Origin of the sequence: Cohnella massiliensis, assembly GCF_900169535.1 — a bacterium.
Taxonomy (GTDB): Bacteria; Bacillota; Bacilli; order Paenibacillales; family Paenibacillaceae; genus Cohnella; species Cohnella algarum.
The window spans coordinates 1,582,810-1,602,074 of the sequence record NZ_LT821259.1 but is presented as its reverse complement, the minus strand read 5'-3'; the positions used below and the strand labels follow the sequence as shown (position 1 = coordinate 1,602,074).

Sequence of the window (19,265 nt, the reverse complement as noted above, 5' to 3'; positions counted from 1 at the left end):
CGTTAATTCCTCCTGTTATCCAGCGCTTTCGGATCGACCTTGATGCCGGTTTTGCCGAGCGCGGCGGCCACTTCCGCCCGGATGCCGTACGTGTTTTTGTTCGTGTGCGCGCCGATCGTAAGCTTGTCGCCGTCGTCGATCCGGAGCCAGATCCGGCGGTGCTGCCAGTAGAAGCCCATAACGAGCCCGATCATCGAAATGGCGGCCCCTACCCAAATAAACGGCATCGCGCGATCCACGCGCACGTTCAGGGTCGAATTGTACAGCGAAAACTCGACGTTTTGCATGTCGCCCACTTCGAACGAAAAACGGCCGGTATTGGTGCCGAGCTTTCGGAAGCTTTCGTTCAGCTGGCTTTGCAGCGTCTTGTTGTCCGCCGACGGCAGCGGGAAATACATATACATTTCGCCGTCCGGCGCGATGCCGGGTCCCGTCACGACAAACACGAAGGCGGGATTGATCGTTTCGCGCGATTTCGTCATCGGGCGGTTGTACTCGTCCAGGCCGAAATCGGGAAAAAGATTGCTCAACTTCAGCGTATAGGGCCCGGCCTCGTAAGTCAACGGAGGATTGGTCATCGGAAGCTCGAACGGGCCGTACGTTTCGCCGGTTTGCGTATCGATCAGCTTCGGCTTGACCGAAAGGAGCCGGATCCGCTCGTCGTAGTTGTACTGGTACAGCTTCAACCCTTCGTAAGATAGCGGGCTGTTCACCTGGATGTCGTGCTGCGCCACCTGCGTCAGCACCGGCTCTTTGACCGGATCGTCGCAGTCCGCCGTGCATTCGTACAGCGTCGCCTTCGTTTCGTACAGCTTCGCCCTTAGCGTGCCCTTCAGCCTTTCGGGAAGCTCGTCGTCCGTGTAGTACTCGACCGTGAATTTCTCGTTCTTGACGTAGTATTGCGTGTTCGGAATTTGCTTGATCTGCCCTTCGTCGAGCGAGACGTACGCGTCCATATGCCAGGCCGGAACGGCCCGTCCCAGCACCGCCAGCAAAAACACGATAAGGCCGATATGGTTGATGTAAGGCCCCCAGCGGCTGAACCGGTTCTTCTCGGCGAGCAGCGCCGTTCCGTCGTTCGGATCCACCCAAACCCGGTAGCGCTTTCGCTTCAGTTCCCTCTGAAACCTCTGCATCCACTCGCCGGCGTCGATCTCGAGCGTCGTTTCGAATGCGGTCTGCTGGCGCTTCAGAAACGTCATATGCTTGCGCACCTGCTGCTTGGACAGCGCCTTGTAAAGCGGAAGGACGCGGTCGAGGCTGCAAACGACGAGCGACGTGCCGATCATGACGAGCAGGCCGATGAACCACCACGATTCATACGTTCGGGACAATCCGAGAAATTGATAAATCGCGCCCCACGTTCCGTATGTATCCTTATAATACTGCGCCGGATCGTACAGATTGACGAACGAGCTTTCCTGCGGATAAATCGTGCCCAGCGCCGCGCCGATCAGCGTAATGACGATCAGCCAGACGGCGATTTTGACGGAGGAAAAAAAGTTCCAGATCCGGTCGATCCAGGACGGGTTCGACTTTTGCGAGCGGCGGGCGACGCCGTCGTACCGCATCTCCAGCGGACTGTCCAGCGGCAAGTCTTCGACAAGCGGCTTGCCGCAAGCTTCGCAAAGCACCGTTCCCGTCGGATTTTGATGTCCGCATTCGCATTTCGTATTTTGAAACAATGAAGCTTATGCCTCCTTGCAAGGAGCCTGGGCGGCTAGAACAGCCGTTCGACCCTCTCTTCGATAAATGCTTCGCTCATCGGCCCGCCGATGGCGATTTCTTCGATGGTGCCGTCCGATCCGATAAAAAACGTGGTCGGATATTCCCGCAAGCCGTACAGGCGTTCGATTTTGCGATTTTTGTCGAGCAGGATGGGAAAATTCACGCCGACGCTTTGCGCGAAGCTGCGAACGCTCACCCTGTCTTCGCTCAGGTTGATGCCGACGACCTGGAGCCCCTGGTCCTGCCACTTTTCGTACACCTTCTGCAGGTCGGGCATTTCGTTGCGGCACGGAGGACAAAACGTTCCCCAGAAATTCAGCACGAGCGGCTTGCCTTTATAATCGTCCAAGGAATGCGTCTCCCCGGACAAATCCGCGAGCGTAAATTCGGGCGCCCCTTGGCCGGTTTCGAGCACTTCGGACGTTTTGAAAAAAGATTGCCCGATCGCGTATCCGCCGATCGCGACGACGAAGGCGAGGATGATATACTGGATGGGCTTCCGGTAACGCTTCAATGATTTCACCGCCGTATTTCCGTTTTTTTTCGCGTAAAACCTTCGACTTGATTATAACGAAAATACCGGGGCCGCAGGCAAGCGCCCGGACCTCCGGTTATGAACATTGTGTGACGTAAATCACTCCGCCCGGTTCGCGTCTTCCGCCCCGTCCGCGGCCTCCGTCAGCAGCCGGACTTCCTCGCCGGACAGCTTGCGGTATTTGCCCCGCTGCAAATTGTCGAGCGCGAGTCCCCCGAACGAAATGCGCTTGAGCCGGATGACGGGGTGATGGATCGCCTCGAACATCCGCCGCACCTGCCGGTTGCGCCCCTCGCGGATCGTAATGCGGATGGTGGCCTGCTTTTTGTCGGGGTCCACGTCGTGGTATTCGACGTCGGCCGGCGCGGTCATCCCGTCCTCCAGCTTGATGCCCCGCTTCAGCTTGTCCAGCGCGTCGCCGTGCGGCACCCGCTCCACGGTGGCCAAATACGTCTTCGGGACGTGGTGCCGCGGGTGCATCAGCTTATGCGCCAGCTCGCCGTCGTTCGTGAGCAGGAGCAGGCCCTCCGTATCGAAATCGAGCCGTCCCACCGGATAGACCCGCTCGTTGACGCCTTTCAGGTAGTCCGTCACGACGGGGCGCCCTTTCGGATCGTTGACGCTCGTGATGACGCCTTTAGGCTTGTTGAACATCAAATAAATCTTTCGTTCGGAGCGGATCCGCTTTCCGTTCACCGCGATATCGTCCTTGGCGGGGTCGGCTTTCACGCCGAGCTCGGTCACGACTTCCCCGTTGACCGTCACTTTCCCCTCTTTTATCAGTTCCTCGCATTTGCGCCTCGAGGCGACGCCGGCATTCGCGAGTACTTTTTGCAATCGTTCCAATGATGTTCACCTCATCCTTCATCATACATGGACGAAAGGTTTAAAACAACAACAAGCATGCGGCGACGGCGGCGAAAAAACCGACGACGTCCGAAAACAGGCCGACCTTGAGGGCGTAGCCGGAACGCCGGATGCCGATGGCGCCGAAGTAGACGGTCAGCACGTAAAGCGTCGTATCGGTGCTCCCTTGAATGGTCGACGCGATGCGGGCGATCATCGAATCCGGGCCGAACTCCTTGATCAGGTCGGTCGTGTAGGCAAGGGCGCCCGCTCCGGTAATCGGCCGCAGCAGACCGAGCGGCAGCACGTCGCCGGGGACGCCGATCCGTTCGAAAAACGGGCGGACGAGGCCGACGAGGGCGTCAAGCGCTCCCGAAGCGCGGAACATGCTGATCGCAGTCAGCATGCCGACCAGATGGGGGATGATGCCGATCGCGGTTTGAAAGCCGTCCTTCGCCCCGTCGACGAACGTCTCGTAAACGGGCACTTTCCGAAACGCGGCATAAAGCGGAATGAAGACGATGAGCATCGGAATCGCCCAGGCGGACAAAGCGTGAAGAAAGGAGAGCATCGATCACCCTCCTTTCGTTTCCGCCTCGGCCGGACCCAAGCGAAGCGGCGGCGCTTTTCGGTTGCGGCTCCGGTACCATCGGTCGGCGGCGATCGCAGCCCCGGTCGAGACGATCGTGGCAAGCAGCGTCGACGAGATAATGTCCGCGGGATGAGCGGAGCCGAAATTCATCCGGATCGCGATCAGCGTCGTCGGCACGAGCGTGATGCTGGCCGTATTGAGGGCAAGCAGCGTGCACATCGCGGGCGTGGCCGTGTCGGGACGGGGATTGAGCTTCTGCAGCTCCTGCATCGCCCGAATCCCCATCGGCGTTGCGGCATTGCCGAGTCCGAGCAGGTTAGCGCTCATATTCGAAAGGATAAAGCCGAAGGCGGGGTGGTTGTTGGGCACGTCCGGAAACAGCCAGCGCACGGCGGGAGCGACCGCTCGCGAAAGCAGGCCGACCAGCCCGGCCGATTCGGCGATGCGCATCATGCCGAGCCAGAACACCATGATGCTGATCAGCCCGAAGCAAACGGTAACGCCCGTCTGCGCTCCCGTGAATACCGCCTCCGTCACCTGCTGAACGCGGCCGTTGACGGCGGCGTAGCCGACGCTGAACACGATCATGCCGAGCCAAATCCCGTTGACCAATTGAACCGCCCTCCCCCAAAATCAAAAATCAGTCATGGCTTGCCTCTGTCAGGCCGATCGTTCCGATCGTCCGGTCGCCGATCCGGAAGATCAGCTTGCCGCGATACCCGAACGCATAATCCAGGCTTGTCGAAGCGGCCGGCGCGAAATGCGCTTTCAGCTGCTCCCGCTCTCCCTGCGCGAGAGGATAAGCGAATTCGGTCATCGCGATATAAGGATAGCCCGCGAAAGGTTCTCCCTTCCCTATAATTCGCTGCAGCGGATAACGGGCGAATCCGTAATCGAGCATGTTTCGGTGGTCGAGCCAATCGTCCCGATCGTTCAGCGTTACCGCGACGAGCTGCTGGCCGTTTTTCGTGGCGGAACTGACGAGGCAGCGCAGCGCTTTTTTCGTATAGCCCGTTTTGACGCCGTCCGCGCCTTCGTACTGAAACAGCATTTTATTTTTGTTGACCCACTTGTAATCCCATGGATCGTACGGATTCGGAGCCGTCTTGACCTTCGTTCGGACGATTTCCCGAAACAAATCGTTATGCAGCGCGTAAGCGGCAAGCTTGGCCAAATCGTTCGCGGTCGAATAATGGCCGTCCTGGTCCAGCCCGCTCGGATTCGCGAAACGGGTGCGGTCCAGCCCGAGCTCTTCCGCTTTGCGATTCATCAAAAAAACGAACCCTTCCACGCTTCCGCCCACATGCTCGGCAATCGCCATGGCCGCGTCGTTGCCGGACCGAAGCATGAGGCCGTATAGCATATCGGCCAGCTTCATTTTTTCCCCGGCTTTCAGATAGATGGAGGAACCTTCTTTGCCGGCGGCGCGTTTGCTCACGGTGACGACGCCGCTCGGATCTCCATGCTCGATCGCGACGATCGCGGTCATGATTTTCGTCAGGCTCGCGATTCGCATTGGCTCGTCGCCGCGGTGATCGTACAGCAGGCGCCCGGATCGGACGTCGATCAGCGCCGCCGCTTGGGCGTGCGTCGACGGGCGGCCGACGGCTCCCGGGCCGTGCGGCTGCGAGGACGAGGCGTACGCGCGGGAAACGTGAAACGCGGGCGGAACGAGCGCGAGGCATCCGCCGAACAAGGCGATTATCGCGTAGCGGGTTATGGATGCTGCGGCGTGCTTCATGTTGTGCCTCCTGATTCAAAATATGTCGGCATGTCCAAAAGTATGTCCGCTCTCATGCGAAATGAAAAACCGGCCAAATCGGCCGGTTTCCCTCTTGCTGCCATAGGCCAGTTCGTTTCGGGCTACATCAGATCCGGAGACGGAGAGCGAATGGCGATATTTTCGTTCCCTTCGCGTTGCGGACCCGTTTTGATCAAGCCCTGGAGTTTTTCGACCCAGGCCGGTGCCGCATCGATCAGCCTTTCGAGCAGATGGGTCTGATTGTCCAGGGGAACGATTTTGACTCCTTGCACGCCGACGACCAGAAACGCGATCGGCGTGATCGAAACGCCGCCGCCGCTGCCCCCGCCGAACGGAAGCGCGACGGACGCGCGGTGCGCGTCGGACGGGCTGCCGCCGGCGCCCGCGCTATCGGTTTCGTCGGCCGCCTGAAATTCGCTGCCCCCGGCCGCGAATCCGAACCCGACTTTGGAAATCGGCATAATGACGCTGCCGTCCGGCGTTTGGACCGGCTCGCCGACGATGGTGTTGACGTCCACCATTTCCTTGATATTTTCCATTGCCGTTTGCATAAGGCCTTTAATCGGATGCTCGGACATCGTGACACTCCTTTTCTTTTTCGCATTCTACGCGGTTTCATTTTGCTACAACGCCGAGCTTTTTATTCGCCGGCCGTCGGCTGGCCGGACGCTAAGAACCGGGAGCCGCGCGCCACGATCGCACCGTCTTCGCGATTCGCAGGGCGCCGGTTCCGAATTTGGCCAACTCGACGAACGCATCGCCGAATCGGAGACGAAAATCCGCTTCCCAGACGATCGAAAGTTCCTCGCCGGAATAATTGGGCTTCACGCTGCCGTGGGGATGGGTTTTAAGCGCGACGAAATGACCCGTCAGGGCGGCCGCGCAGCCGAGAACCGACCAGGCAAGCCCGGCTGCGGTCCCGGTCAGCGCCGCGTCGCCCAGCCCGATCTCGATGTCGAGACGCCACCTCGTGCATTCCACCTTGCGCAGCAATTTTCGAACCCTTTTTTTGAAATGGAAAACGTTGCCGAGCAATGTTCGGTACCTTTTCATAAACCGAGAAGCGCCGCGCATGCCGATCCGCTTGGTCGTTCGTTTCTTGCGCCGGATCAGGCCTGCTTCCTCTTTTCCCCTTTGCCGATAGACGATATCGAAACCTTTGATCATGATCGAAGGAATGGCCGTCTGGATCCGGACAAGCCCGAACAACGCTCTCGCGATGACGACCAGCTGGTCGAAATGGCCGCTGCGCGAATAACGGATCCGAATTCTGATGGACGAAGCCCATACGGCAATCGCCAATGCCAACACGCATCCGATCGCCAAGAAATGCCAAAAAGCCATACGTTCCCCGCCGCCTTTCGTGTGGGAATAGTATGGCCTTTTCCGGTTTCGGTTCATACGGCTGGAACCGATTCAATTCGTTTCCAATGCCCGGTTCAGATCGTCCATCGTCAGCTGGCGGCCTTCGATCCGGTCGAACAACAGCTTCGTGCGCTCCTCCAGCTCGTCGTCTCCCTCGGCTACGAGCGGGTCGGGAAGATGCTGGAGATCCGGCAGTCCGAAATAGTCGAGAAAAGCTTTGGTCGTGCCGTACAGGATCGGCCTTCCGATCGCGTCGGCGCGCCCGACTTCCTCGATCAAGTCCTTCGCGACGAGCGTATGGATCGGCCGATCGGATTTGACCCCGCGGATTTCCTCGATTTCGACGCGGGTGATCGGCTGGCGGTAGGCCACGATGGACAGCGTCTCCAAAGCGGCCTGGGACAGGGCGGTCCTGGCGGGCGAGTAGGCCAGCTTTTCGAGATACGGCGCGTGCTCCGGAGCCGTCGTCAGCCTGAATCCTCCCGCCACCTCGGCAATGCGCAGTCCGCGATTGTCGCGAACGTAATCGCTTTGCAGGTCGCGAAGAACGTCAAGCACGACGTCCGCGTTCATTTCGACGACTTCCGCCATCGCTTTGGCGCTGAGGCCGTCTTCTCCCGCTACGAACAGGAGCCCCTCAAGTACCGACCTCAATGTCGAATAGTCCATCGTCGCCCTCCCTTCCCGTCCAACTGACGACAATATCGTCAAACAGCTTGTTCTGATGGCAAAGCACCCAGCGACGTTTCATCAATTCCAGAATCGCGAGAAAAGTCGCCACGATTTCATTGCGGTCGAACCGGTCTCCGACCAGTTGGGAAAACAGCACTTTGCCTTCCCCTTCGGCCGCTTTGCGCTTGAGCGCGTCCATGATATCGCGGATCCGGTCCTTGACGGAAATTTCGTCGCGGGCAATCGAGGCGACGCGATTGCGGCCGGCCTCCCTCCGCAGCGCCCTGCGGAAGGCCCGGACGAGATCGTCCACGTGCAAGCCTTCCACGGGATTGATTTGAACGTCGCGAACGTACGGGGACAAATCGGCCGGCTCGCGCGTGAATACCCGGCTTCGCTCCAGTTCGTGCTCGCGAAGCTGGCTCGCGGCCGCTTTGAATTTCCGGTATTCCAGCAGCTTGCGGATCAGTTCCTCGCGGGGATCTTCCCCGTCGTCGTCCATCGTGACCCAGGGCTCTTCCGTCGCCGGAGGCTTGGGCAACAGCTGTCTGCTCTTCATGGAGAGCAGGGTGGCGGCCATGACCAGAAACTCGCTGGTCACGTCCAGCTCCAGCTCCTGCATCGCTTCCAAATATTCGATATATTGATCCGTTATTTCGCTGATGGAAATGTCCTGAATGTCGATTTCCGCTTTGTCGATCAAATGCAGAAGCAGATCGAGCGGTCCTTCGAACGTTTCCAGCTTGTAAAGCACCGTCACGCCGCCAAGTCACCCTTTCTGCGGAGCGCAAACCGAGCGGCTTGCGCCGACCGCGCGAGCCGCGGCCGCGATCGTCCGCTCAGCCTTTCAGCGCCCGCGTAAGATTGGCCATTTCGATCGCCGTCGTGGCCGCTTCCCAGCCTTTGTTGCCTGCTTTCGTGCCGGCCCTTTCGACCGCTTGCTCGATGCTGTCGGTCGTCAGCACGCCGAAAATCGTCGGCACGCCCGTTTTCAGTGCGGTCGCGGCCACGCCTTTGGCCACTTCGTTCGAAACGAAATCGAAATGCGGCGTGGAACCGCGAATGACGGCCCCGAGCGTGACGACCGCGTCGTACTTGCCGCTTTCGGCCATTTTCTGCGCGACGAGCGGAATTTCGAACGCGCCCGGCACCCAGGCGATTTCAACCTCGTCCTCTTGCGCGCCGTGGCGTTTGAACGCGTCCAGCGCCCCGCTGAGCAGTCTCGTCGAAATAAATTCGTTGAAACGGCCGACGACGACCCCATATTTTAAACCGGTGGAAATCAGATTGCCTTCATATACGACTGCCATATTATTATTCATCCTTTCTTCGGCGTCAAGCCCGGAATTTGTTCGTTTTGTTCGATGACGTTCAAGGGTTCGGTCCGGCGGCCTTCCTCCGGGAAAGAAAACAGATGGCCGAGCTTATCTTGCTTCGTATGCAAATAGCGGGCGTTGTCTTCGTTTTCCGGCATTTGGATCGGGACGCGCTCGACGACGCTCAGGCCGTAGCCTTCCAAGCCTTTGATCTTGCGCGGATTGTTCGTCAGCAGCCGGATTCGGCGGACGCCGATGTCTTTCAGGATTTGCGCTCCGATGCCGTAATCCCGCAAATCCGGGGCGAAGCCCAATTTGATATTCGCTTCGACCGTGTCCAATCCTTCTTCCTGCAGCTTGTACGCCCGGAGCTTGTTCAAAAGCCCGATGCCGCGGCCTTCCTGACGCATATACAATAACACGCCGGAGCCCGCTTCATCAATTTGCCTGAGCGCCGCTTCGAGCTGCGGCCCGCAGTCGCAGCGGTGCGAATGGAAGACGTCGCCCGTCAAGCACTCGGAATGGACGCGAACGAGGGTCGGCGCCGAACCGTCGATGTCCCCCTTAACCAAGGCGACGTGCTCCTTGTAGTCGACGACGTTCGTATACCCGATCGCCCGGAATTCTCCGAAATCGGTCGGCAGCCGAATTTCCACTTCGCGTTTGACCAGCTTTTCCTTCTCGTTGCGATAGCGGATCAAATCCTGGATCGTCACGAGCTTCAGGCCGTGGCGCTTCGTGAACTCGATCAGATCCGGCAGGCGGGCCATCGTCCCGTCTTCCTTGATGACCTCGCAAATGACCGCGGCCGGGTACGTGCCGCACAAGCGCGCGAGGTCGACGGCCGCTTCCGTATGGCCCGCCCGGCGCAGGACGCCGCCGTTTTTGGCGATCAGCGGAAACATGTGGCCGGGCCTGCGGAAGCTGGCGGGGCCGGAAGCCGGATCGATGAGCGCCTTGACCGTCTCCGCGCGCTCGAACGCCGAAATGCCGGTCGTCGTCGCGACGGCATCCACGGACACGGTAAACGCGGTGCCGTGGTAATCCGTATTGTGCTGGACCATCGGCGGCAAATCGAGCTGCTCCGCGCGCTCCTCCGTAATCGGCACGCATACGAGGCCTCGGCCCTCGGTAATCATGAAGTTGATGATTTCGGGGGTCGCTTTGTCCGCCAGCGCGATCAAATCGCCCTCGTTTTCGCGATCTTCGTCGTCCACGACGACGATCGCCTTGCCTTGCAGCAAATCCTGCATCGCTTCTTCTATCGTATGGAAGTTGAAGGCGTCCATCCTGTTGTCCTCCTCTGTTCTCGCGCTAACTTAAATCCGATTGCCGGGATGCCCGATTGTCCGAACGGTTGACCGAATGCCGATTTATTCGAATCTCGGTTATGCGAATGCCGGTTGTCGGAATCTCGGTTGTCCGGGTGCCCGTTTGTCCGGATCTCGGTTGTTCGGATCTCGGCTGTCCGGGTGCCGGTTATGCCGGTTGCCCGGATACTCGAATGTCCGGCAGCCGATCATCAAAATCCGTTTTCGCGCAGCATCGCTTCCGTCAAGCCTCTGCCGGCCGCCCCGGGGACAGCCGTGCCCGCAGGCGGTTCGCCGAACCGCTGCCTGAGCAAATGATCGACGTATTTGCCCAAAATGTCGCACTCGACATTGACCGTGTCGCCCGGCTTCCTGAACTGGATCGCCGTTTCCTTCAGCGTATGGGGAATGATGGAAACGGTAATCGTTCCGGCGCCGTCGTCGACCGATACGATCGTCAGGCTCGTGCCGTCGATCGTAATCGAACCTTTCGGCACCGATTGGCGGACCAATTCCGGACTGTGCGGCTTGATCGCGAAAACGATCGCGTTCGCTTCCGCCCGGCGGGAGACGACCGTTGCCGTGCCGTCCACGTGCCCTTGCACGATGTGTCCGCCGAATCGCCCCCCGGCAAGCATCGCCCGTTCCAGGTTGACCGGATCGCCGGGCTTCAGTTCGTGCAAGGTCGAGCGTCGAAACGTTTCCGGCATGACGTCCGCGTCGAACGAAGATCCGTCGAACGAAATGACCGTGAGACACACCCCGTTGACGGCGATGCTGTCTCCGAGGCGCGCGCCTTCCAGCACCTTGGCGGCGGCGACCGTCAGCACCATCGCCTCACCGCGCCGCTGCACGCGCCGCAGCGTTCCGATTTCTTCGATAAGTCCCGTGAACATGTCCGTTCCTCCTTCCTAGAGCCTCGGCTTGGCGGGATAACCGCTGACGCACCAATCGTCCCCGTAACGCTCGATTTCAATCCGCTCGATCGAAAGCGCCTCTTCCATTCGTTCGGGACCGGTAAAGGCAAACGCCGGCGGAGCGTCACCGCCGACCAGCTTCGGCGCGTAGAACAGCATGATCTTGTCGACGAGGCCGGCCTCGACGAGCGCGCCGTTCAGCGCGCCGCCTCCTTCCACGAGCAGCGAGGCGATATCCCTGCGGCCGAGTTCCGCAAGCGCGGCGGCGAGATCGACCTTCGGTCCCTCGCCGCACGCGATTACTTCCGCTCCCCGCTGCCTGAGCGACCGGGCCCGATTTTCGTCCGCGCCCGCCGTCGTCAGCACGATCGTCCGCGCCTCGCCGTTCAGCACGCGGGCCGAGTCGGGCAGGCGAAGCTGCGAATCGACCACGATCCGAATCGGATGAAGGCCGGGAACGCCGAGCCGCGTCGTCAATTCCGGGTCGTCCGCGAGCACCGTCCCGATGCCGACCATGATGCCGTTGTTCCGATGGCGGAGCGCATGAACCGCTTCCCGGGCCGCCGGCCCGGTAATCCATTTGCTGTGCCCTTCCCGCGTCGCGATTTTGCCGTCCATCGTCACCGCCGTCTTGATCGTGACGAACGGCAAGCCGGTAACGATGTACTTGTTGAACGCTTCGTTCAGCTTCTCGGCCTCGGCTTTGAGCACGCCGACTTTCACCTCGATGCCGCTCTCGCGGAGCCGGGCCAGCCCCCTGCCCGCCACGAGCGGGTTCGGATCGGCCGTCGCGACGACGACGCGGGCCACGCCCTCGCGAATGAGGCGCTCGCAACAGGGCGGCGTCCGGCCGTGGTGGCTGCACGGCTCGAGCGTCACGTATGCGGTGGAGCCCTTCGCGTCCTCTCCCGCCATGTTGAGCGCGTGCACCTCGGCATGGGCTTCTCCCCTGCGCAGGTGGGCGCCGATGCCGACGACGCGTCCGTTATTGACGACGACGCAGCCGACCATCGGATTGACTTCCGTCTGGCCGGCGGCGGAAGCGGCCGTATTCAGCGCAAGCCGCATGTAAAATTCGTCGTTGATGATGTCCATTTGCCTCCCACGCTCCCGACGCCGAAATAAAAACAAAAAAACCCGGAGCGGCAAGCCCCGGGGGTGGTTACACAGCGTTATCCGACCGAAAAATCGCTTCGTCCAAAGGCAAACAAGTCCCAAGCTCGCTCGCATGCGAGACAAGCGGACAACGAAGACAACCGACGCGGCGCGAAACGATGGCCGGCCCCGAATCGCGTCTTCCGCAGAAGTCTTGACTCGAACAAACCGATCCCGAACTCGCCGTACCGAAAGACGAATCGATGCGCGCAACATGGTCCCATGTGAAAAATGGTACATGCCAAGTCGCTTAAACGATAACCTGTTTGCGATTATCGTTGAAAAAGCGTTAGCGCCTGATTAGCGCAAGCGCCGCTCGTTCGCTTTCCTGTCGATTGGATGCCTAAAGACGCGGCCCGGCCGCGCTGCGCTTCCTTCTCCCATCCAGACTGTTACTGTCGGTCCCGGATTCGCACCGGGTCCACCGCATCACGCCCGCCGGTTATCCGGTAGCTGCGATGACGGGTCACGGACTGACGACGGCGGCGTCCGCTTAGCGGCCTGCGCGTTCCGTCGATCACCGCCGGTGGGGAATTGCACCCCGCCCCGAAGGTAAGTCGCTGATTGAAAGAAAGTTTACCACTCGCCTGCATAAATTGCAAGCCAAAAAAAGGCTGCCCCTCCGCAGCCGCCAAGCGCCCCCGCGCTGGCCATTGGGCGGTCCCCCATTAGGACAGGCTTTGCGCAGTTACATGATTCGGCGCCATCGGGCTCCCGGCGCCAACGTTAAGGGGCGCCGCACGAACGACGCCTTTTCGTCCGGAACCCCGGAACGCGTGACCTACGTTGGATTTTATTTCGCAAGCGCCGTTCTCCCCAATCGCTCCGCACCGTTTCGCCGATTACTAGCCTAAGTTGGACTTGATCCCGACTAAAAGCACCGTTTTCGCCGATCGAACCGCACCGTTTTCGTTAATCGCTCCGCCCGCGTTGGATTTCATCCAACCAAAAGCGCCGTTTTCCCCAATCGCTCTCCCTACGTTGGATTTTATCCAATCGGATGACGCCTTGTCCGTCCATTTCGCCCGAAATGCCCTTTTTCGTTGGATAAAATCCAGCGTAGACAGCGCGTTTCCCGATTTTCGCTTCGCTGGTTGGACAAAATCCAACGCAGCTCGTCAAGCGGTTCATATTCCCCCGGTAACGGTTTTAACAAATTTTTAGTTGTAGGCGCCTAAACGTAAGATGACGGGAGTGTACGAAAAATCATACAAATGCGTATATATAACCGCCTGACGGGGCGATTTTGTACGATAAATCGCGCGGCCTCATGAAACGACCATCAGCCCGTGCAATCAGCCCCGCAATTCAGCCCGCGCCCACGCCGAAGAAGCCGTCCGCGCGTGAGGCCCGAATGCGGGACCTCCCGAAGCGAACCGCTTCCTTGACGCGATTTACGCCCCTTCGCCGACGCGAACGGTTTCCATTTTGTCGCGGCCTTTGAACGCGTCGACATGCTCCATGCCGGACGTCACCTTGCCGAATACGGTGTGCACGCCGTCCAGGTGCGGCTGCGGCGCATACGCGATGTAGAACTGGCTGCCCCCGGTGTTCGGGCCGCGGTGCGCCATCGCGAGCGCTCCACGCTCGTGCTTGTTCGGGTTGATTTCGCACGGAATCTCGTAGCCGGGCCCGCCGGTTCCGTTGCCGTTCGGGCAGCCGCCCTGGGCGACGAACCCGGGAATGACGCGGTGGAACGTCAGGCCGTCGTAAAATCCGGAGTTCGCGAGCTTTTCGAAGTTCGCCACCGTTCCGGGAGCGTCCTTCTCGAACAGTTCGATGACGACTTCCTTGCCGTCCTCAAGCTTGATAACCGCTTGCTTTGCCATATTCGATTCATCCTCTCGTCTGTCGATCGCCCGGTCCGGGCATTACTTGGCCACAGCTTGCTTGCGTAGACGCTCGGGAATGATGTCGTTGCCGACGATATTGTCGAACGATTCGCGGGATACGACCAGATCGGCCTGTCCGTCGCGCACGAACACGACCGCGGGACGGCGGATCCGGTTGTAATTGCTGGCCATTGCATAATTGTACGCTCCCGTGCAAAATACGGCAAGCAGGTCGCCCTGACGGACAGCCGGAAGCTTCAGGTCCCAGATGAGCATGTCGCCGCTTTCGCAGCATTTGCCGGCGACGGATACGACTTCGTCGGCGGCGTCGTTGCAGCGGTTGGCGAGCACGGCCTCGTATTTGGATTCGTACAGCGCCGGACGCGGATTGTCGGTCATCCCGCCGTCGACGGCGATATATTTGCGCACGCCGGGAATGTCCTTGCTCGTTCCGACGGTGTAAAGCGTCGTTCCGGCGTCGCCGACGATGCTGCGGCCCGGTTCGACCCAAATTTCCGGCAGCGGATAATCGTTTTCCCTGAAATGGGTAATGATCGCATCGGTGATGGCTTTGACGTACGTTGCCACCGGAAGCGGCTTATCCCCTTCGACATAGCGGATGCCGAAGCCGCCGCCCAGGTTGATGACCGGGAACGTGACGCCGAACTTCTCGCGGACTTCGACGGAGAACGCCGCGACCTTCTCGACGGCCATGCGGAAGCCTTCGACTTCGAAAATTTGCGAGCCGATGTGGGAGTGCACGCCGAGCAGCTTGAGCTGCGGCTGTTTCAGCGCTTCCTCGACCGCGCGCAGCGCGGTGCCGTTGCCGACGTCGAAGCCGAACTTCGAATCCTGCTGGCCCGTCGAAATATAATCGTGCGTATGGGCTTCGACCCCCGGCGTGACGCGGAGCAGGATGTTTACTTGCTTGTCCTTTTCCGCGGCGATGGCGTTCAGCATTGCCAGCTCGACGAAGTTGTCGACGACAAAGCAGCCGATTCCCGCGTCCAGCCCCATTTCGATTTCTTCCGGCGTTTTGTTGTTGCCGTGGAAATGGATGCGCTCCGCGGGAAAGCCCGCCTGCAGCGCCGTGTACAGTTCACCGTCGGAGACGACGTCGAGACTCATGCCCTCTTCCTCGGCCACCCGGCACATCGCCATGACGCAAAACGCCTTGGACGCGTAGGCGACCTGAAAGCGCAGGCCCGTCGCTTTAAACGCTTCGACATATTCTCTCGCGCGCTGGCGGACGAGCGCTTCGTCCACGATATACAGCGGCGTTCCGAACCGCTTGGCCAAATCCGTAACGTCGCAGCCTCCGATTTCCAGATGGCCCAAGTCGTTGATACGGCTCGTTCCGTGCAAATACATTTGGAATTTCCCCTTTGACAAATAAATTCGGATAAACGGTTCGGTCGCAAGACGGCCGCATCCGGTAATTGCGCATGTTACTTAGAGTATATCCGAAACCGTCTCCCGGGGAAATGGAGGATTTGCCACATCATTTGCATTCGTCCGCCTTGCGGGTCCGCCTGCGCGCGTCCGTCCCGCCGCTTCCACAACTTTCGGCGCCGCCTTATACCGGCTGCTTGCTGTTGTCTCTGGACCGGTTGATCGACGGGCGGAACTTGCTTCTCGGAATCGGCCTTCTGAAAATGACGCCGATCAGGGCATTTGCGTTGAACGGCACCAACGGCCACATGAAAGGAGCGTTGAACGACCGCATGAGCGCCAGCCAGACGAAGATGACCGTGGAGCCCACGACAAACCCTTCGGCGTTGAACAAAAAAGTGGCGACCAGCAGCACGAGCCTGACGATCCGGTTGGCGAAGCCGAGCTCGTAGCTTGGGGTGGCGAACATGCCGACCGCCGCCACGGCCATGTACAATATGACTTCGTTAACGAACAATCCGGTCTGCACCGCGATATCGCCGATCAGAATGGCGGAGATCAGGGACATCGCCGTCACGAGCGGCGCGGGCGTGTGCACCGAAGCGAGCCGCAGCAGATCGAGGCCGAGCTCGACCAAAATAAACTGCAAAATGAGCGGCAGATCGCCCTTTTCGTTCACGCCGATAAACCACAGCCACTCCGGCCGAAGCTGCGGATTTTGCGCGTACAAGAACCAAAGGGGGAGCAAAAACACCGAAGCCAGCATCCCGAAAAAACGCACCCACCGCAAATAGGTGCCGATGGTCGGACTTTGGCGGTTTTCCTCGGCATGCTGGATCAGATCGAAATACGTGGTGGGCAGCAGCATGATGCTCGGCGACGTGTCGACGATGACGGTGACGCTGCCGTCAAGCAAATGCGCGGCCACGACGTCCGGACGCTCCGAGTAGCGCACGAGCGGAAACGGATTCCAGCCCGTTTTGACCGTCATTTCTTCCAACTGCTTGTCGGCCAGCGGAATGCCATCGATGTTCACCGCCTGGATTTTGTCGCGAACGGATTCGACCAGCTTGCGGTCGGCAATGTCCTCGATATAGCCGATCGCGACGTCGGTCTGCGTTCGCGTGCCGACTTTCAGGATCTCGAACCGCAACTTCGGATCGCGCAGCCTGCGTCGAATAAGCGCGACGTTGACGAGCAGCGTTTCGACGAACCCGTCCCTGCTGCCGCGCACCACCTTCTCCAGCGCCGGCTCTTCCGGATTTCGATTCGGATACTGCTTCGCGTCGATGAGCAGAACGGTATCCTCTCCGTCCACGTAAAACGCGGAATTGCCCATCATGACGTCGTTGATCATTTCGGACATCGATTGCGACTTGCGGACCTGGACCGCCGGCAAATAATAGGTAAAGAACGATTCGAGCGCGTCATGGCTTAACGATTGCGGCTCGAGGAACGTCAGGCGCTTGACGATTTCCGTAAGCGACGGATCCTTCGTCAGCGAGCTGATAAAAAGTAGGGCCGTTTCGCGATCCCCGAACGTCATTTGCCTTACTTGCACGTCAAAATTGAATTCGAGGCCGATCCGTTCGCGCAGCTTGTCCATCCACTCGTCCATACGCGGAGGGATTCGGTCTTCGGGCGGGACCTCGTTTTCATGATGCTGACGAAGCGCCGGCCTGTCTTCTTCCTTCGCTTCCTCGCGCTTCTCGCGGCGCAGCATCTGCTCGATCGTCTTCGGTTTTTTGATGGCGGAAAACTCGTGCTCCGAGTCGCCCGGCCCGCCGCCGCGGGATTCGGGAGGCCGAGGCTCGCGGTCGAGATTCATGGGGCCGTGTTCGGTCGTTTCCATGGCTATTCGCTCCTTCTTGCGTTATTCGGGCTGCAGCAGCAGCCAATCGACGATGGATCCCGCCACCTTTCCGAGAACCATCGCCATCAGCAGCGCGAACAGATACCGGTCCAATCGAAGGCGTTTGGCAAAAATGGGGATGACGTTCAGCACCTCCGTGAGCGCGGCCGCCATCATGCCGACGAAAATTCCGCTAAGCAAGGACGGCACGAACAAAACCGCCGCCGGCAGCGGCGTCTCCCAGTGAAACAGATCGGCGGCGCACCAAAACAGCGTTCCCGACAGGAGGGCGGATTCGAACACGATCGAGCGCCTGTAGGCGCGAGTCAGCTGCACGAGCCGGGGAACGACGTCGAGTACGATCAAAAGCGCGACAAACGCGCTTCCGACCGCAACGCCGCCGGCCAATCCCGCTACGGCCAGTCCGACTCCGCCCCAAAGCTCACGCATCCGGCTTGCCTCCCCCGGCTTCGTGTTTTTTCCGGTATTCTTCCGTAATGACGTAATGGTTCACGTTCTCCTGGTACATGAACATTTCCACCTCGAGCGGATTCGGCTCGTCGTTGAGCCGCCGCTTGAACAGACGGTTGAAAAACAGCAGCATGCCGAGTCCGAGCCCGATCGAATAAGGGATTTGGAACAGCCACGGGTGCCATTCCCTCCGGCCGGTCATCAGCTCCGTTATCCGCTTTTGGACTTCCGGCATATCCACGTCCGCGTGAAAGTTGATGATCGTCATGCCCGAGCCGAAAAAAAGCACGAGCCAGGCGGCGACGAGCAGCGCGCGCCGCGGCCGGATCGTCCCTCGTTCGGCCACCTCGACCAACACGTGCGGCGCTCCGAACGCTTCCACGAGCATGTCCGGCATCGCGTCGCGGATTTTGCGGACGATTTGCAGCATGTCGATGACGATCAGGCTGCCGTCTTCCGGCTTGACGGTCCAAACCGGAAGGGCGGCGAGCTTCCGTTTCGCCGCCTCTCCCGTCTCCAGCGCCGCAATGCTTCCGAGCGTGATGACCGCCTTCGGGGGTACGACGACGCGCCGCCGCAAACGCAAATATACCGTATTGTCCACCGGGCGCCCCCTCCCTTCCCATGCTTTCGAAATCCGGCTGCCGCTTCGGAGCCGCCGCTGGCATATCCTGTAGTATGAGACGAATGCGGCCAAAAAAAACGCCGGGAACGGCAAGCGTCTTCGCGCTTCGCCGTTCCCGGCGTTCGCCCGTCACTGGGCGATCTGATTTTTGATGTTTTGCAATATTTTTTTCTCCAGCCGGCTGACCTGCACCTGCGAAATGCCGAGCCGGCTTGCGACCTCGGACTGCGTCTGGTCGCGGAAGTACCGCAAAAACACGATGAGCCGTTCCCTGTCGCTCAGGCTCTGAATGGCCTGCGTAAGCGCCATTTTGTCGAACCACTTCTCCTGGGACTCGTCGGCGATCTGGTCCATCAGCGTGATCGGATCGCCGTCGTTTTCGAACACCGTTTCGTGGATCGAGGTCGGCGGCTTGTTCGCTTCCTGCGCGAAGACGATATCTTCGGGCGTCGACCCGATTTCGTCGGCGACCTCGCCGATCGTCGGCTGGCGACCGAGCCGCTTGGACAGCTCGTCCTTCGCCTTGCGGATGCGGTTCGCCATTTCCTTCAGCGACCGGCTCACCTTCAGCGTCCCGTCGTCCCGCAAAAATCGCTGGATTTCCCCGATAATCATCGGCACGGCGTACGTCGAAAACTTGACGTCATACCCGAGATCGAACTTGTCGACCGATTTCAGCAGGCCGATGCACCCGATTTGAAACAGATCCTCGGAATCGTACCCCCGTCCGGAAAACCGCTGAACGACGGACCAGACGAGCCGAATATTGTTTGACACCAGCGTTTCCCTCGCCGCGCTGTCTCCGGATTGGCTCAGCGCAATCAGGCGCTTCACTTCCGCATCGTCCAAATATCCCGGCGGCGACGTTCGCTTCGCTTCCAATTCCATGCTTCCA

At 59.8% G+C, this 19,265-nt stretch carries 20 protein-coding genes and 1 riboswitch; all 20 genes read right to left on the bottom strand.

Annotated features, from left to right (window positions below; all coding sequences use genetic code 11):
- Nucleotides 1-2: 2 nt before the first annotated feature.
- Entirely contained in the window at nt 3-1,685 is a 1,683-nt protein-coding gene (gene resB, locus B7E11_RS21210) for a cytochrome c biogenesis protein ResB (protein WP_080838580.1), read from the bottom strand.
- A gap of 35 nt (nt 1,686-1,720) precedes the next feature.
- Complete coding sequence (locus B7E11_RS21205; protein ID WP_245809784.1) at nt 1,721-2,251, bottom strand: redoxin domain-containing protein; 531 nt, start codon at nt 2,249-2,251, stop codon at nt 1,721-1,723.
- A 111-nt stretch (nt 2,252-2,362) separates the two neighbouring features.
- On the bottom strand, nt 2,363-3,109 hold the full coding sequence (locus B7E11_RS21200) for a pseudouridine synthase (protein ID WP_080838575.1): 747 nt from the start codon (nt 3,107-3,109) through the stop codon (nt 2,363-2,365).
- A gap of 40 nt (nt 3,110-3,149) precedes the next feature.
- Nucleotides 3,150-3,680: a spore maturation protein gene (locus B7E11_RS21195; protein ID WP_080838572.1), complete on the bottom strand. Its 531-nt coding sequence runs from the start codon at nt 3,678-3,680 to the stop codon at nt 3,150-3,152.
- Nucleotides 3,681-3,683: 3 nt separating this feature from the next.
- A complete protein-coding gene (locus B7E11_RS21190; RefSeq protein WP_080838569.1) occupies nt 3,684-4,313 on the bottom strand; it encodes a nucleoside recognition domain-containing protein in 630 nt (209 codons plus the stop codon).
- Nucleotides 4,314-4,341: 28 nt separating this feature from the next.
- Nucleotides 4,342-5,442 carry a D-alanyl-D-alanine carboxypeptidase family protein gene (locus tag B7E11_RS21185; RefSeq protein WP_080838567.1) on the bottom strand — a complete coding sequence of 367 codons (1,101 nt, stop codon included), beginning with the start codon at nt 5,440-5,442 and terminating at the stop codon, nt 4,342-4,344.
- 122 nt (nt 5,443-5,564) lie between these two features.
- The gene (ytfJ, locus tag B7E11_RS21180; RefSeq protein ID WP_080838564.1) at nt 5,565-6,041 is read right to left on the bottom strand and encodes a GerW family sporulation protein; all 477 of its coding nucleotides are present in this window, start codon (nt 6,039-6,041) and stop codon (nt 5,565-5,567) included.
- A 91-nt stretch (nt 6,042-6,132) separates the two neighbouring features.
- Complete coding sequence (locus tag B7E11_RS21175; protein ID WP_176220843.1) at nt 6,133-6,807, bottom strand: DUF2953 domain-containing protein; 675 nt, start codon at nt 6,805-6,807, stop codon at nt 6,133-6,135.
- A gap of 72 nt (nt 6,808-6,879) precedes the next feature.
- On the bottom strand, nt 6,880-7,497 hold the full coding sequence (gene scpB / locus B7E11_RS21170) for an SMC-Scp complex subunit ScpB (protein WP_080838558.1): 618 nt from the start codon (nt 7,495-7,497) through the stop codon (nt 6,880-6,882).
- Nucleotides 7,466-8,260, bottom strand: a complete 795-nt coding sequence (locus B7E11_RS21165; RefSeq protein WP_080838556.1) for a segregation and condensation protein A — start codon at nt 8,258-8,260, stop codon at nt 7,466-7,468. The genes scpB and B7E11_RS21165 overlap by 32 nt, the downstream gene beginning before the upstream one ends.
- Nucleotides 8,261-8,339: 79 nt before the next feature.
- A complete protein-coding gene (gene ribH / locus B7E11_RS21160) occupies nt 8,340-8,810 on the bottom strand; it encodes a 6,7-dimethyl-8-ribityllumazine synthase (protein ID WP_080838553.1) in 471 nt (156 codons plus the stop codon).
- An 8-nt stretch (nt 8,811-8,818) separates the two neighbouring features.
- Nucleotides 8,819-10,105 (bottom strand): bifunctional 3,4-dihydroxy-2-butanone-4-phosphate synthase/GTP cyclohydrolase II, encoded by a 1,287-nt coding sequence (locus B7E11_RS21155; RefSeq protein ID WP_080838551.1) that lies wholly within the window; start codon nt 10,103-10,105, stop codon nt 8,819-8,821.
- A gap of 233 nt (nt 10,106-10,338) precedes the next feature.
- The gene (gene ribE / locus B7E11_RS21150; RefSeq protein ID WP_080838548.1) at nt 10,339-11,022 is read right to left on the bottom strand and encodes a riboflavin synthase; all 684 of its coding nucleotides are present in this window, start codon (nt 11,020-11,022) and stop codon (nt 10,339-10,341) included.
- A gap of 15 nt (nt 11,023-11,037) precedes the next feature.
- Nucleotides 11,038-12,138 (bottom strand): bifunctional diaminohydroxyphosphoribosylaminopyrimidine deaminase/5-amino-6-(5-phosphoribosylamino)uracil reductase RibD, encoded by a 1,101-nt coding sequence (ribD, locus tag B7E11_RS21145; protein WP_080838545.1) that lies wholly within the window; start codon nt 12,136-12,138, stop codon nt 11,038-11,040.
- A gap of 428 nt (nt 12,139-12,566) precedes the next feature.
- Nucleotides 12,567-12,756: riboswitch (FMN riboswitch) on the bottom strand.
- Nucleotides 12,757-13,592: 836 nt separating this feature from the next.
- The gene (locus B7E11_RS21135) at nt 13,593-14,027 is read right to left on the bottom strand and encodes a peptidylprolyl isomerase (RefSeq protein ID WP_080838539.1); all 435 of its coding nucleotides are present in this window, start codon (nt 14,025-14,027) and stop codon (nt 13,593-13,595) included.
- Nucleotides 14,028-14,069: 42 nt separating this feature from the next.
- A complete protein-coding gene (gene lysA, locus B7E11_RS21130; protein WP_080838536.1) occupies nt 14,070-15,401 on the bottom strand; it encodes a diaminopimelate decarboxylase in 1,332 nt (443 codons plus the stop codon).
- A gap of 205 nt (nt 15,402-15,606) precedes the next feature.
- Nucleotides 15,607-17,274: a spore germination protein gene (locus B7E11_RS21125; RefSeq protein ID WP_139787272.1), complete on the bottom strand. Its 1,668-nt coding sequence runs from the start codon at nt 17,272-17,274 to the stop codon at nt 15,607-15,609.
- A gap of 21 nt (nt 17,275-17,295) precedes the next feature.
- Nucleotides 17,296-17,724 (bottom strand): stage V sporulation protein AB, encoded by a 429-nt coding sequence (locus tag B7E11_RS21120; protein WP_080838533.1) that lies wholly within the window; start codon nt 17,722-17,724, stop codon nt 17,296-17,298.
- A complete protein-coding gene (locus B7E11_RS21115) occupies nt 17,717-18,349 on the bottom strand; it encodes a stage V sporulation protein AA (protein WP_080838530.1) in 633 nt (210 codons plus the stop codon). The genes B7E11_RS21120 and B7E11_RS21115 overlap by 8 nt, the downstream gene beginning before the upstream one ends.
- Before the next feature lie 150 nt (nt 18,350-18,499).
- A complete protein-coding gene (sigF, locus tag B7E11_RS21110; RefSeq protein ID WP_080838528.1) occupies nt 18,500-19,258 on the bottom strand; it encodes an RNA polymerase sporulation sigma factor SigF in 759 nt (252 codons plus the stop codon).
- Nucleotides 19,259-19,265: the final 7 nt, after the last annotated feature.